This is a genomic window from Microcoleus sp. B13-B6 (assembly GCF_036705405.1).
Classification (GTDB): Bacteria; Cyanobacteriota; Cyanobacteriia; order Cyanobacteriales; family Microcoleaceae; genus Microcoleus.
The window spans coordinates 69,572-82,425 of sequence record NZ_JAUBUJ010000003.1 but is presented as its reverse complement, the minus strand read 5'-3'; the positions used below and the strand labels follow the sequence as shown (position 1 = coordinate 82,425).

Below are 12,854 nucleotides of genomic sequence, written 5' to 3'. Positions count from 1 at the left end.
CTAATTTGAATACCGGAACATCGACAGCTAATTTGAATACCGGAACATCGACAGCTAATTTGAATACCGGAACATCGACAGCTAATTTGAATACCGGAACATCGCCACAGATTTTCGGTACACCTGTAGATATCGCAACACCAACAATTAATGCCCCCGGCTCAGGCAATCCTACTGGGCAATCAGCAAACACTGTTACGGGTCTATTTTACAACCTCTCAGACAGTAATGATGATATTTTGCTGTTCTCACTGCCCTCGACTGCTACTGGTAAACAAATCTTAGCCCTATCTGGCAGCGATAAAATTACCGGCACCAGCGGCGCTGATACAGTTAACGGAATGCAAGGAGCCGATACAATTGACGGAGGTGCGGGTAATGACTGTTTATCCGGCGGTAAAGAGTCAGATTCCCTTGAAGGTGGTGCTGGCAACGACCAAATATTAGGCAACAATGACAACGATACTCTTACCGGAGGAGAAGGCAATGATACTATCCGGGGCGGTAAAGAGAAAGATAGCCTAACTGGTGGTGCTGGCGACGACTTTCTCTATGGCGATCGCCATCAAGATTTTCTCACCGGTGGCGATGGAAACGATACATTTGTCTTAGGTGGGGGACAGATAGCCGCAACCAGTTTAACAGATGCAGATGTGATTACAGACTTCAAGACTGGCGACAAAATTGGTCTCACCGACGGGAATACATTTGGCGGCCTCTCCTTTGAAAATGTCAGTTTGACTCTGACTGGACAACCTGCTGTCAATTCTATAGCAATTAAAGTTAAAGCCGACTCCAGTTATTTGGGTATCGTTCAAGGGGTAGCGCAAAGCGCTTTGACGGCAAATGCTTTTGTGATTCTGTAGCATGGGCTTTGTCCACTCTATTTGAGTGAAATTAATCGCGATCGCCTTTGAGTTTGAGAGGAGGCGATCGCACTTGTATTCTTCCTGTTCGAGGGGCGATCGCACTCATCACCATGTGCCAGTTGCGTCCATGACCACGAATTTCAAAGGTGGTACCCGCCACGTGATTTATCCGTGGGCTCAATCCAAAATCTAAAATCTAAAATCCTCAAGCCCCCGAATTGATCTCGCGCAAGTCAATCCAAAATCTAAAATCTAAAATCTAAAATCGAATGACTGTCCTCATCTTCCCCATCCCCCCATCTTTTCCATCCCATCATCCTCTTCTGCTCCTCAGCACCTATACTTAAAATTGGGATCTTACAGTTAATTTTTTTAAACCGAATGTTCAGCATTGACATCATTGTGAAAAATACGCCCGTCTCGCTGTCGGTGCAGCGGAAGTTGGAGGAAGACGCTGAGACTGTTTACCAGCAGGTACTGGCGGCGATTCGCAACTCCCAACCGCAAATTTTGGAACTCACCTGCGAGAAAAATCCTGAGAAAAAGGTGGCTGTACTCAGCAGCGAGATTTCTGGGGTGGTGGTTTCTCAGAAATCGGGGGCGTCATCTACAGGCAGATCCCCTGGTTTTGTCTCGATGACAGCAGAATGAGGGCTGGGGGTGTTGGTGCCGATATGAGCCAGTCAGCCGTTGCTGTGCGGGATTTGGGTTTTTGCTGGCCGTCGGGCGATCGAGTGTTGCAAGGTTGCTCTCTGGATGTACCCAAGGGCGAGTTTTGGATGCTTTTGGGCACTAACGGCAGCGGCAAGTCTACGCTGTTGAGGCTGATGGCTGGGCTGCTGCACCCCCAGTCGGGAGAAATTGACCTGGGCGGGCGCGTGGGTTTTGTGTTCCAAAACCCCGACCACCAATTGGTGATGCCGACGGTGGGTGCGGATGTGGCTTTTGGTTTGGTGGAGGAAAAGCTTTCTAATGTTCAGGTGCGGGCGAGGGTGGCGGAGGCTTTGGAGGCTGTGAATTTGCTGGATTTGCAGCGGCGGCCGATTTATGCTTTGAGTGGAGGCCAGAAGCAGCGAATTGCTCTTGCTGGGGCGATCGCCCGTCACTGCGAAATTCTGCTGTTGGACGAACCGACGGCTTTGTTAGATCCTGATTCTCAGTTGGATTTGGTGGCGGCGGTGCAGCGGTTGGTGAAAAATCGCGGGATTACGGCTTTGTGGGTGACTCACCGTTTGGATGAGTTGAATTATTGTGATGGGGCTTTTTTGTTGGAAAAGGGCGAGGTGGTCGATCGGGGAGATCCGGCGCGTTTGAAGCAGCGGTTGATGCAAAGTCAAGATGTTTAGGTGTTAAGCAATGCTTGAATTAAGTCATTCGGCGATTGAAATCGCTTCTACAGAAACGAAGTCTGCCTCCGCAGACTAAGAGGATGGCGGTACGCCAAATCAATCTCGCAATCCTCGATCGCGCAACCAAGCATCTGCCCAAATTGTATCGGCTTCTGACAGCGCTGGTATGACTTCCCAGTTGCGATAATCTATCTTGAGGTCGTAACTTGCTATGTCATAAATTTGATTGAATAATTCCTGCAAATTGATTATAGGTTCGGTATCGCCCGATCGCAGTGGTAAAGGAAAAGCAGGCAGCGGGTTCTGCACGTTAAAAGCGTACAAATCTGCTCTGGGACGGCGATTTCCCCGACACACCAAAACGCTATAGTGGCTTTCAATGTCATTGCCAATAACTGGCATTCTTTGACCGCGCCGCAATAAATCTATTTCAATTAAATGAGTGCGACTGGATAAAATTTCTTCTCGCTTTTCTTCGTACATTTGTCGCCCTTTTCCTGTGCGCTTATTGCTAGGCGAGAGGAGTTCAATCAGGGTGATTAGTTCTTGGTTTCCTCTTTCTCTAATTTCTAAATAGCCTTCCCGAACCTGGTAGGGCATGGGAATATTTACTGTCAAGGGTTGTGTTGGGGGCGCTGCAATGGCTACGTTTGATGTGATTAATTCGGTTGTAGTTCTTGGCTGAATTACGTTTACATCAGGAATGCCAATTGATAAATTGTCGTCAGCGGTTTCATAGATTCTCACTTCCAACGAGACTAAATACTTAGGACGCAGTTGGGGAGACAAAAATCTAAAAATTTCACTAATTAACAAGTGATGTAGGGCAGGCCAGAGTTCAGGATGCTCTAAATACGGGTCCATACCGGGGAAGGGAGATGGCATTGATGTGACTCCTTGACTCAAATCTATTTCCAGTTTAGTTGAATATTTGTGGAACAGGCATCTTGCCTGTTTCTTGGGCGGGCAAGATGCCCACCCCACAACATATTTTAATGTTTGTGGAACCGGCATCTTACCTGTTGTTCACACTTTTCAACGCTTAAACTTCGATCGACAATTGTGCCGGAATTGGAACGCTGTTTTCATCTAACACAGACACCGCATTTAGGAAAACAATTGTATGCGGGACTGCGGGCATTAAGCGGCGCAGTGCATTTAGGTAAGATTCGGCATCGGGGCGGCGGGCGAAACGGGCGACTGTTAAGCGCTGACAGTTGGGGAGGTGGCGAATTATGCACCAAGGTTGAAGTCGATCGCGATATGTCGGTTGTTTTGGTATCATAGGAAAATCCTTCCCACTTTTGTGGGTGGTGAATGAAAGGCGATCGCCCTTGATTTCTCAGGTCCGAGGGCGATCGCTTATTTATGTTTTATATTAAACTCGAATACTCGAGTGTTGTCAAGAGGGAATGGGACGAATTAGGCTGCGAGTTCGAGAATTTGCTCAAGAGAAGGGTTGGAATCTGACAGAAGTATCCAAAAGAACAGGTATTCCATATACCACGATCATTACCTATGCCAATTCTCCAGGCATGGCTACCGTTGACTACACAGCTTTGGACAAGATGGCCCGTGCGTTCGATATTGCGATCGAAGATTTAGTTGAGATTTTGGAACAGTAAACTGATTTGTCAGCGGGAAGATGGGATTAATTCGGTTGCGGGTTCGAGAACTAGCTGAGGAAAAGGGTTGGACGCTCAAAGAAGTCTCTGACAGAACGGGAATTCCCTACAGCACGGTTAAAAAATACGCCCAAGCTCCCAAAATGGCAACGGTGGACTATACGGCTTTGCAGAAACTTGCTGCTGTCTTCGATGTGATGGTGGAAGACTTGGTTGAGGTTTTGGAACGGTAAACTGATTTGTGATTTAGTTTTTGCACTTCTTGCAACAGTCCGTCGGGGGTTGAAACCCCCGCCTCAAAGCTCAAGTCGTCTAAAGACGACTGAAAAGGCGATCGCTCTCCGCTTCAATCCTTTTTTGCAACAGTCCGTCGGGGGTTGAAACCCCCGCATCAAAGCTCAAGTCGTCTAAAGACGACTGAAAAGGCGATCGCTCTCCGCTTCAATCCTTTTTTTTAAATTTTGAATCAATCATTTCTTCAGTCCACAAAGCGTGGACTTTCGTTTTGAGGCAGGGGTTTAAACCCCTGCCGGAATGTCGCAACAAATGCAAGATATTTGTTCGATGCCCTCCCAAAGTTCAGAAAGGGGTAGAGTTTGTCCGGTTACAGCTTGTCGCCAGGATGTGCGAAAGCTTTCTCCTGAAAAATCTGTGTCTGCTTCGGGCGTGATTTGGTTTTCTAGAGAATGGGTTTGTTGAATGATTGTGGATAGTGTTTTTAGGAGTTCAAGCTGCTCTGTAAATGAAAGTGACCGAGCCAGATTGATGGTTTGTTGAAGTTGCGATGTCATGGTGTATCCTCCATCTTTAATTTTTCATTTTGCATTTTTAAGCGTGAGCAACTATTCCAACATACTGAAAATCTCAGAAGTGACTAAACGTTACTCTAAGTTTATCAAAATTCCGAAAAAAAGGGAGAAATTATCACTCTCCCCTCCTCCTCTGCGCCTTTACGGTTGATTCCCCTACTTCATCTCATATCCAAACAAATTCGGATCGACTTCACCCAAATTCAAATCTGCCAAACCATACTCAGCCCAACGCCTTTCTACCATCGCCGCCACATCCGGATCGGACTCCAAAACTTCCCCCCATTCGTGATCGGTTTCCGGCGGCATCTTCGTAGTAGCATCAATCCCCATTCTGCCTCCCAAACCAATCTTTTCACTGGCAAAATCTAACGTATCAAAAGGCGTATTCGGCAGAATAAATACATCCCGAACCGGATCGACTTTAGAACTAATTGCCCAAACTACTTGACGCGGGTCGCGAATGTTGATACTTTTATCGACAACAATCACAAACTTAGTGTAAGTAAACTGCGGTAATGCACTCCAAAATGCTAAAGCAGCCCGGCGCGCTTGACCGGGATATGCTTTATCGATCGAGATAATTGCCGCTTTATAACTCAGGGCTTCCATCGGTAAGAAGAAATCGACAATTTCCGATACTTGCTGCCGCAAAATAGGCGTATAAATACGGTTAAGCGCGATCGCCATCATTGCTTCTTCTTTCGGCGGCCGCCCGCTAAATGTGGTCAGATAAATCGGGTCTTTGCGGTGCGTCATGCAGTGGAACCGCACCAACGGCGAATCTTCCACGCCGCCGTAATAACCCATGTGATCGCCGAAGGGCCCGTCGGGCAGAACTTCCCCCGGCGTAATCGTTCCTTCTAACACAATTTCCGAGTCCGCCGGTACTTCCAAATCTACCGTTTTGCACTTCGCCAATTGCACGCCGGAACCGCCGTAAAGTCCGGCAAATAACCATTCCGATAAATCTACAGGAATGGGGGTTGCTGCGGCGAGAATAATCAGGGGATCGACTCCCAGGGCGATCGCAACTTCCAACTTTTTACCAGCCTGCGCCGCTTTCCGCAAGTGCCGCGCGCCCCCCCGCACCGATAACCAGTGTACAGTCATCGTGTTTTTTGACTGCAACTGCAACCGATAAACCCCCACATTCGGCGTGCCCGTTTCGCAATCTTTGGTAATTACCAAACCCAGGGTGATAATTTTGCCCGCATCTCCCGGATAAGGGCGAATCATCGGGATTTTGTTCAAATCCAGCCCTTCTCCTTCAAATACCACTTGCTGACAAGCTGGGAAAAAGTCGCGGCCCGGTTTGGCTTTTACTACGTCAAACAGCACTTTGCCGAATTCTATCGCTTGGGAAATCTTTTTCGGCGGTTTTGGCTGTTGCAGCATTCCCAGTTTTTTGCCGAGCTCTTCTAGTTCGATCGGCTTTTCCATGTTCATCGCCCAGCAAACGCGCTCTTCCGTACCCAACAGATTGATTGCGACGGGGAATTCGGCCCCTTTGACGTTTTCAAACAGCAGTCCAGGGCCGCCTTTTTGCAGCATTTGGTTGGAAATTTCGGCAATTTCGAGGTCGGAATCGACTAAAGCGCTAATCCGGCGCAGTTGTCCCCGTTCTTCGAGTAGTTTTAGGAATCCCCGCAAGTCTCTAGCCATTTTTTTTAAGAATTGTTAACGTTCTTTTGTTATTATGAGCCGATCGACTGCCACAAGTTACTCCTGAACCGCTCAAAAGATACGTATTTAACGAACCGCGAAGACGCCAATGGCGCGTTCGGCGAAGCCGTTCCCGTTCCCCGCAGGGGTTCGGTGAAGGGTAGGGTAGGAAGAGAAAGAAGAAGATAGGTAATGCCTTGTTGGGTTCGGGAGGAGGCTGCAATAATAGTTACATGAAATGTCCTCGATGTGAATCTGACCAACTTCGTAAAAACGGCCGTCCCAACGGTCATCAGCGGTATCTTTGCAAAGCTTGTCGCAAACAATTTTTTGAGCCGCCCAGTCCGCAGTCTTTAAGTCGCCCATGCACGGAAACACGGTTAAGCGAAGCTATCCCGCATGAAATCGCCCCTGCAACCACCACAGAGTCCGGCGGGATTGCGATTTTGCTGTTAGATGCCGAAAATCTGAAACTTAAGCTTAATACAGAACAATTTTTAGCGGGTTTGTGCGACTATCCCCTGCAAGTTAAAATTGCTTTTGCTAACTGGAAAAATCCGAGTACGGGGAAGTTGGATGCTGAACTTTACGATCGCGGTTACGAACTGATTCACGTTCCGGGCGGTGCGAATAGTGCTGATGGTAAGATGATTGCTTTTGGCGCTGCTATTTTATATCGATATCGGGATGTGCGACAAGTTTTTGTCTGTTCTTCGGATGGTTTGTTAAATCATCTTTGCAATCAGTTGCAAAATCAGGGAGTGACTGTGTTTCGGGTGCGTCGGCAAAATTCGGTTTTGTCTGTAGAAAACTGTCAGAATGGTGAGAGCAAGCACTATTCTTGCGAAAGGGAAGAGGAAATCCCTAGTTTTGAAGAATTGGCTAATCAAGTTGCAGAGTTGTTGAAGGCTGAACACAAATCTATTGATGAGCGAATCGCTCGTTTTTATAGTGTGGCTGAGCTTTTTCAAGAGCGCCGTAATGTTGCGTTCAATTCTACAAATTCCCCAGCAGCAGCACTGGCGGAGTCAGCACAAAACCAACTTCCCCCGGTGCTTGAACCATCTTTGGCGACCGTTGCTGTTCCTCCAAATATTGCGGAGCAAAATTTGCCAGAAATAATACCTGCTGTCAATTCAAAGGCTATTGAGTCGCTGGATGTTTTAAAAAATATACTTGTAGAAATAATTGACTCTGCAAAAAATGAGTTGAAAGAGGATGCTATTCCTGTAACAAGAATTAAGAAAGTTTTTTTTGCTAAATATCACTCTCATGCTGATTTAATTGTAAAAAGCTTTTTGGGTAAAGCTTCTAGTTTAATCAAATTTTTGCAGTTGCAATCAGCTACGTTTAAAATTAAATTAATCGGTACAGAACATCAAGTGGGACTCGTTCAACAACCCTCCGATTCAAAAATTGAATTATCTGCCGCCCTCGAAGCATCGGTAGCAAAAATTGTAATGGCATTAACTGCTGAATCTCCAGGTAGTTACATTCCGATTCCCCAGGTGGCCGGCGAATTTAAAAAGCAATACGGTCAACCAATTACTAAAAAGCTGAAATCGCTGGATTTGGACACCAAATTTGCCGATTTTTTGCAGTCATGTAAAATATTTAAAGTTAAGAAAAAAGGTAAAATTTATGAAGTGGCGATCGCACAGTCCGCTCCCTGATGTATTTAATAAATCAGGTTTCCGAGTTTTCGGTCGAAAAATTTAATCTATTATTAACCAAAATTTAAGACAAGCTTATTCTTTTATTATTTAATCTATTATTAACCAAAATTTAAAACAACCTTATTCTTTTTGCTCCCTTTCCTTGCGGATTTCAGTCTATCCTAGGTCGTAGATTTGCAAAGTCGGCTATTAAGGGAGAGGAGGAATATGAATTTTTTCACAGGACGTTGGCGACGTAGTTTTATAGTGACACTAGCAGCAGCAGCATTTTCGCTGACTTTGATTAGTTCCGCTGTAGCTGCTGTTACCCTAAACGGTACGGGAGCCACTTTTCCGAAACCCCTTTACGATCGCTACTTCTCTCAGATGAGAAGTGCAAATCAAATTACTGTAAACTACCAAGGAACTGGTAGCGGTGCTGGCATCAAAGCATTAATTACAGGGACTGTTGATTTCGCAGGCAGCGACGCGCTGATGACTGCTGCACAAATCGCTGAGGTAAAGCGGGGTGTAATAGCTGTTCCCACGGCTGGCGGCGCTGTTGCAGTTGTTTATAACTTGCCCGGAGTGACCAATCTGAGGCTAAGTAACGATGCTCTGAAAGGCATCTTTGAAGGGAAGATTACTCGCTGGAACGATCCTAAAATAGCCGGAATTTCTGGACAAGCTAAAGGCTTGCCAAATACTGCGATTCGAGTAGCTGTACGCGCAGATAGCAGCGGTACAACCTTTATTTTTGCTAACCACTTGCAGGCAACTGGTAGCAGCATCAAAGCTGCCGCTCAGCCGAGTTGGCCAGGAAGCCCTGTCAGTGGTCAAGGAAACCCCGGCGTAGCTGCTTTGGTGAAGAATACAGCGGGTGCGATCGGCTACGTTCAAGATACTTTTGCTCGGCAAAACAATCTCCAAACAGCATTTATTCAAAATAAAGCTGGCCGGTTTGTAGAGCCTAGCTTGGCTGAAGCAGAGAAAGCTTTAGCAGGGGAAACATTCCCCGCAGATTTCCGCTTAGTAGAAGGCAATCCTAACGACGGTTATCCGATTGTTGGTTTGACTTGGCTGTTAATCTACAAACAGTACCCTGCTGCGAAAGCAGAGGCTATTAAAAAGATGGTTAATTGGGTGATGACTACAGGTCAAGGTATCAACAAACAGCTAGAGTTTACTACAATTCCTTCAGCTACAGCTCAAAAGGTGGTTCAAGCAGTTAATCAGACTGTGGTTGCTAGAGGTTAATTGGGGCGATCGCACGGGGTTATGAGTTAAGCGGAGACCCATCTAAATTTTACATTCCTCTCGCTCGTATTTAAATCCTCGATCCCCCCTAACCCCCCTTAAAAAGGGGGGAACAAGAGCATTGAAAGTTCCGCTTATTAAGGGGATTTAGGGGGATTTATGAGGCTTTCAAAGTCAACCCCTACTCCCCTTATTAAGGCAGGGCTGTTTCATTCTCTTGTAGGGGCAATCCCCCCGTGGTTGCCCCGATATCTGAAACCCCTACCCGCTCGTCTATCGGCTGGGCGGGCACTCTTGGCACCGCCCCTACAAAACCCTGGTTTTTCTGAGAATGAAACAGCCCTGCCCTTATTAAGGGGGATTTAGGGGGAGCGAGGTTTCGATACAAACGAGAGAGATAGAAGGTTTCAGCCTTAAGTTGACATCAATGGTACACATTGCAACTCTAGCAACTAATTAGAATCACTCGTCGTTAAAGCAAATATTTCACTTTTTCCGCAATAATTTCGGTATGACCAATATTTCAAAAAAAACGAACAAATTGACTCGGAAACCGACAGAAATAAACACAGAAGTAGATTTGACAGATACTGCTGGTGAAGGTCTATGGATAGAGTCAGGATTTACAGTATTTGTGTGGGGTTTTGCCCTAGCTACAGCGGGTACGTTGTTTTTGATGAGTGCGGTAATTTTTAAAGATGCTTGGCCTGCTATTAGCAAATTTGGACTCTCATTCTTGTGGAATCCCAAGTGGGATATCGGCGAGTTGCAATTTGGGGCTTTGCCGTTTATTTACGGTACTGTAATTAGTTCTGCGATCGGCATAATCATCGCACTTCCTTTAGGGCTGTCAGTAGCTATAGTTACTAGCGAGAACTTCTTACCCCTTTGGGTGCGATCGCCCTTGGGATTCATGGTTGAATTAATCTCGGCCATTCCCAGCGTGATAGTTGGGCTGTGGGGAATCTTTGTTTTGATTCCCTTTTTGTTGCCATTGCAGCAGTCATTGTTCGATAATTTCAGTTGGTTTCCCCTGTTCAGTAGCGAACCTTTAGGCCCCGGAATGCTGCCGGCGGGAATACTGTTATCAATTATGATTTTGCCCACAGTAGCCGCCATTAGCCGCGATGTCTTGCTGTCGGTTCCAGTAGATTTGCGAAGTGCTTCCATGTCCCTCGGCGCTACCCGCTGGGAAACAATATTCAAGCTGTTATTACCAGCAGCTAGTTCGGGGATTATCGGCGCCACCATATTAGCATTGGGACGCGCTTTAGGCGAAACAATGGCCGTCACAATGGTAATTGGCAACTCGATTCAAATTAACCCATCCCTGCTCGCTCCCAGCTACTCAATTCCTGCTGTTTTGGCAAGTCAATTTCGCGAAGCTATCGAACCGCTGCACACCGGCGCTTTGATGTATTTAGCCCTAATTCTATTTGTGATCACTTTGTTGGTAAATGCGATCGCAGTATTGTTAGTTCAGCTAATTGGGGCCAAGAAAGCTAAAACTTAACATCATCGAAAGCAATTTGATCGCAAGCCGCACCGCCGGATTTCCCCGCTGGTTCCATCTACAATCTCAAATCTCAAATCGCATGACTCAAGCACAAAATTCCAACAGTATTCTGGATGCAGAAATCAACAACCCCCTGTCGCTAAGCCGAACTTTTTTCAGCCGGGGAATGACAGTTATCGCTTTCGCTCTGACAGCTCTCGCCCTGCTCCCTTTGTTTGCTATTTTATACAAAATTCTGGGGGAAGGACTGACACATTTGAGCTGGGAAGTGCTATTGTCTCTACCAGCACCCGTCGGAGTTGAAGACCAGCCCAACGGCTTTGCAAATGCGATTCTCGGCACTGCTTTAATGGTAGGAATTGCGACATTAATCAGCGTACCTATAGGCGTAATGACGGGAATATTTTTGTCGGAGTTTGGGAGAGAAAACAAAGCGATTACCAATAGTATCCGGTTTATAACCGTCATTCTCAGCAGCGTTCCCTCGATCGTAGTTGGCGTCTTTTCCTACGCCCTAATTGTCGTTACCACCAAAGCATTTTCATCCTTAGCAGGCGGTTTTGCCCTCGGCATAATCATGCTTCCAGTTGTTGCTCTGACAACAGAACAAGCATTAAAATTAGTGCCTACTTCTTACCGCCTCGCTTCTGCTGGTTTGGGAGGGGGACGCTTTCAAACTATGTTTCGCATTATCATACCCTCAGCACTTCCAACTATTACCACAGGTATTTTACTCGCTGCTTCCCGCGCCGCCGGCGAAACCGCACCGCTGATTGTAACGGCGTTATCGAGTCAATTTTGGCCTCCTTTAGTTGATAAGTTGGGCGAGATAATGCAGTCTCCCATAGGTGCAGAAACTATCTCAAAACTCAAAGAAATTCCCGAAACACTGCTGACTCCGACTCCTTCTATGTCGGTATTAATATATAGCTACGCTAGCTCTCCTTACAAGGAGCAGAACGAATTGGCGTGGACTGCTGCCTCTGTGCTTTTGGGCATGGTTTTAATTGCTAGCGTCGCATCCCGTACAGTAACTCGGAAACGCTTGCAAAATCGATAATTCAATAACTAAAGTGCATCTATCCGTCAAATATTAACAATATAACCAGGCAAATAATGAAACCTAAAGCTAACTTGAAATCCGAAGACTATACACATCAATTCCTAGAAGATGCCACCCCGGAAATTGACCCCAATGCAATGCCAGCACTGCGGGTTCAGGACTTGAGTTTTTATTACGGAACTCACAAAGTCTTAGAAAATTTATCGATGAATATCCCTCATCCGCAAATTACGGCGATTATTGGGCCTTCAGGTTGCGGGAAATCTACCTTTCTCAAAGCTCTCAACCGGATTGGTGAATTGGAGGGAAAGGTTCAAATTAAAGGAAGAGTAGAGTTTTTTGGACAGGATATTTACAGCCCAAAAGTAAACATTAATAGTTTGCGACGCCAAATTGGCATGGTGTTTCAAAGACCCAATCCTTTTCCGCTGAGCATCTACGATAATATTGCTTACGGAGTGAGGATTTTTGGTCGCAAAAGCAAAGCAGAATTAGATGAAATTGTGGAATCTGCCCTCAAAAGTGCGGCGCTTTGGAATGAAGTCAAAGACGATTTGAAGAAATCTGCTCAGGGGATTTCGGGGGGACAGCAGCAGCGACTTTGTATTGCTCGCGCTTTGGCTGTGAAGCCGAAAATTTTGCTGATGGATGAACCTTGTTCTGCTCTTGATCCGATTTCAACGATGAAGATTGAGGAGTTATTTCAGACTCTGCGGCAGCAGTTAACTGTTGTGATTGTGACGCACAATATGCAGCAGGCTGCTCGCGTTTCTGATTACACGGCCTTTTTTAATACTGATGAAAGTCGCATCGGCCGCCTGGTTGAATTTGGCCCGACAAGTAAGATTTTTACTTCTGCGGGCAATTCGAGTACGAGAGATTACATTCAAGGCCGTTTCGGTTAATACTTACATCTTGAGCCTCTTTCAGAACAGGCAAGATGCCTGTTCCACAACAGACAAATATTTTTGTGGAGCAGGCATCTTGCCTGCTATAGTTATGTTTTCAGAACAGGCAAGATGCCTGTTCCACAACAGAAAAATATT

The 12,854-nt window shown here is 46.2% G+C and carries 15 protein-coding genes and 1 pseudogene; 11 read left to right on the top strand and 5 right to left on the bottom strand.

Going from position 1 to position 12,854, the window contains the following annotated elements:
• Nucleotides 1-866, top strand: an 866-nt coding sequence (locus tag QUB35_RS02405; RefSeq protein ID WP_333139018.1) for a calcium-binding protein, incomplete at its 5' end; no start/stop codon positions are given.
• A 31-nt stretch (nt 867-897) separates the two neighbouring features.
• On the opposite strand, the gene QUB35_RS02400 is transcribed toward QUB35_RS02405, so the two are convergent.
• Nucleotides 898-1,029 (bottom strand): hypothetical protein, encoded by a 132-nt coding sequence (locus QUB35_RS02400; RefSeq protein ID WP_333139016.1) that lies wholly within the window; start codon nt 1,027-1,029, stop codon nt 898-900.
• 221 nt (nt 1,030-1,250) lie between these two features.
• Between QUB35_RS02400 and QUB35_RS02395 the strand changes: the two genes are divergently transcribed.
• Together QUB35_RS02395 and QUB35_RS02390 are read left to right on the top strand one after the other, a co-directional pair.
• Nucleotides 1,251-1,520: a hypothetical protein gene (locus QUB35_RS02395; RefSeq protein ID WP_190663726.1), complete on the top strand. Its 270-nt coding sequence runs from the start codon at nt 1,251-1,253 to the stop codon at nt 1,518-1,520.
• On the top strand, nt 1,517-2,215 hold the full coding sequence (locus tag QUB35_RS02390) for an ABC transporter ATP-binding protein (protein ID WP_333139014.1): 699 nt from the start codon (nt 1,517-1,519) through the stop codon (nt 2,213-2,215). Before QUB35_RS02395 ends, QUB35_RS02390 begins: the two co-directional genes overlap by 4 nt.
• 99 nt (nt 2,216-2,314) lie before the next feature.
• Here the strand turns inward: QUB35_RS02390 and QUB35_RS02385 are convergent, their stop codons facing one another.
• Nucleotides 2,315-3,103 (bottom strand): DUF4058 family protein, encoded by a 789-nt coding sequence (locus tag QUB35_RS02385; RefSeq protein ID WP_333139111.1) that lies wholly within the window; start codon nt 3,101-3,103, stop codon nt 2,315-2,317.
• A 157-nt stretch (nt 3,104-3,260) separates the two neighbouring features.
• The gene (locus tag QUB35_RS02380; protein ID WP_333139012.1) at nt 3,261-3,503 is read right to left on the bottom strand and encodes a hypothetical protein; all 243 of its coding nucleotides are present in this window, start codon (nt 3,501-3,503) and stop codon (nt 3,261-3,263) included.
• Between the two features lie 127 nt (nt 3,504-3,630).
• Here QUB35_RS02380 and QUB35_RS02375 point away from each other — a divergent pair, with 127 nt between their 5' ends.
• Nucleotides 3,631-3,843 (top strand): helix-turn-helix domain-containing protein, encoded by a 213-nt coding sequence (locus tag QUB35_RS02375; protein ID WP_096831645.1) that lies wholly within the window; start codon nt 3,631-3,633, stop codon nt 3,841-3,843.
• Nucleotides 3,844-3,863: 20 nt separating this feature from the next.
• Nucleotides 3,864-4,076 carry a helix-turn-helix domain-containing protein gene (locus QUB35_RS02370; protein ID WP_190663748.1) on the top strand — a complete coding sequence of 71 codons (213 nt, stop codon included), beginning with the start codon at nt 3,864-3,866 and terminating at the stop codon, nt 4,074-4,076.
• A 285-nt stretch (nt 4,077-4,361) separates the two neighbouring features.
• Here the strand turns inward: QUB35_RS02370 and QUB35_RS02365 are convergent, their stop codons facing one another.
• A complete protein-coding gene (locus QUB35_RS02365; RefSeq protein WP_333139009.1) occupies nt 4,362-4,634 on the bottom strand; it encodes a hypothetical protein in 273 nt (90 codons plus the stop codon).
• Nucleotides 4,635-4,808: 174 nt separating this feature from the next.
• Nucleotides 4,809-6,317 carry a UbiD family decarboxylase gene (locus QUB35_RS02360; protein ID WP_333102256.1) on the bottom strand — a complete coding sequence of 503 codons (1,509 nt, stop codon included), beginning with the start codon at nt 6,315-6,317 and terminating at the stop codon, nt 4,809-4,811.
• Between the two features lie 239 nt (nt 6,318-6,556).
• Between QUB35_RS02360 and QUB35_RS02355 the strand changes: the two are divergent.
• From QUB35_RS02355 to pstB, 6 genes and pseudogenes are all read left to right on the top strand, one after another.
• Nucleotides 6,557-6,652: pseudogene (locus QUB35_RS02355) on the top strand (IS1/IS1595 family N-terminal zinc-binding domain-containing protein); the annotation flags it as partial.
• 111 nt (nt 6,653-6,763) lie between these two features.
• Nucleotides 6,764-7,990 carry an NYN domain-containing protein gene (locus QUB35_RS02350; RefSeq protein ID WP_333139108.1) on the top strand — a complete coding sequence of 409 codons (1,227 nt, stop codon included), beginning with the start codon at nt 6,764-6,766 and terminating at the stop codon, nt 7,988-7,990.
• Between the two features lie 210 nt (nt 7,991-8,200).
• Nucleotides 8,201-9,229, top strand: a complete 1,029-nt coding sequence (gene pstS / locus QUB35_RS02345; RefSeq protein WP_333139007.1) for a phosphate ABC transporter substrate-binding protein PstS — start codon at nt 8,201-8,203, stop codon at nt 9,227-9,229.
• 511 nt (nt 9,230-9,740) lie between these two features.
• On the top strand, nt 9,741-10,742 hold the full coding sequence (gene pstC, locus QUB35_RS02340; RefSeq protein ID WP_333139005.1) for a phosphate ABC transporter permease subunit PstC: 1,002 nt from the start codon (nt 9,741-9,743) through the stop codon (nt 10,740-10,742).
• An 82-nt stretch (nt 10,743-10,824) separates the two neighbouring features.
• Nucleotides 10,825-11,805 carry a phosphate ABC transporter permease PstA gene (gene pstA, locus QUB35_RS02335; RefSeq protein ID WP_333139002.1) on the top strand — a complete coding sequence of 327 codons (981 nt, stop codon included), beginning with the start codon at nt 10,825-10,827 and terminating at the stop codon, nt 11,803-11,805.
• A gap of 56 nt (nt 11,806-11,861) precedes the next feature.
• Nucleotides 11,862-12,713: a phosphate ABC transporter ATP-binding protein PstB gene (gene pstB, locus QUB35_RS02330; protein WP_333139000.1), complete on the top strand. Its 852-nt coding sequence runs from the start codon at nt 11,862-11,864 to the stop codon at nt 12,711-12,713.
• Nucleotides 12,714-12,854: the final 141 nt, after the last annotated feature.

Bases quoted from the DNA above. Each gene is read 5' to 3' on its own strand.
- pstC (WP_333139005.1), top strand. From the start codon at position 9,741: ATGACCAATATTTCAAAAAAAACGAACAAATTGACTCGGAAACCGACA.
- QUB35_RS02375 (WP_096831645.1), top strand. From the start codon at position 3,631: ATGGGACGAATTAGGCTGCGAGTTCGAGAATTTGCTCAAGAGAAGGGT.
- QUB35_RS02390 (WP_333139014.1), top strand. From the start codon at position 1,517: ATGAGGGCTGGGGGTGTTGGTGCCGATATGAGCCAGTCAGCCGTTGCT.
- QUB35_RS02385 (WP_333139111.1), bottom strand. From the start codon at position 3,103: ATGCCATCTCCCTTCCCCGGTATGGACCCGTATTTAGAGCATCCTGAA.
- QUB35_RS02360 (WP_333102256.1), bottom strand. From the start codon at position 6,317: ATGGCTAGAGACTTGCGGGGATTCCTAAAACTACTCGAAGAACGGGGA.
- pstB (WP_333139000.1), top strand. From the start codon at position 11,862: ATGAAACCTAAAGCTAACTTGAAATCCGAAGACTATACACATCAATTC.
- QUB35_RS02395 (WP_190663726.1), top strand. From the start codon at position 1,251: ATGTTCAGCATTGACATCATTGTGAAAAATACGCCCGTCTCGCTGTCG.
- QUB35_RS02380 (WP_333139012.1), bottom strand. From the start codon at position 3,503: ATGATACCAAAACAACCGACATATCGCGATCGACTTCAACCTTGGTGC.
- pstS (WP_333139007.1), top strand. From the start codon at position 8,201: ATGAATTTTTTCACAGGACGTTGGCGACGTAGTTTTATAGTGACACTA.
- pstA (WP_333139002.1), top strand. From the start codon at position 10,825: ATGACTCAAGCACAAAATTCCAACAGTATTCTGGATGCAGAAATCAAC.
- QUB35_RS02365 (WP_333139009.1), bottom strand. From the start codon at position 4,634: ATGACATCGCAACTTCAACAAACCATCAATCTGGCTCGGTCACTTTCA.
- QUB35_RS02370 (WP_190663748.1), top strand. From the start codon at position 3,864: ATGGGATTAATTCGGTTGCGGGTTCGAGAACTAGCTGAGGAAAAGGGT.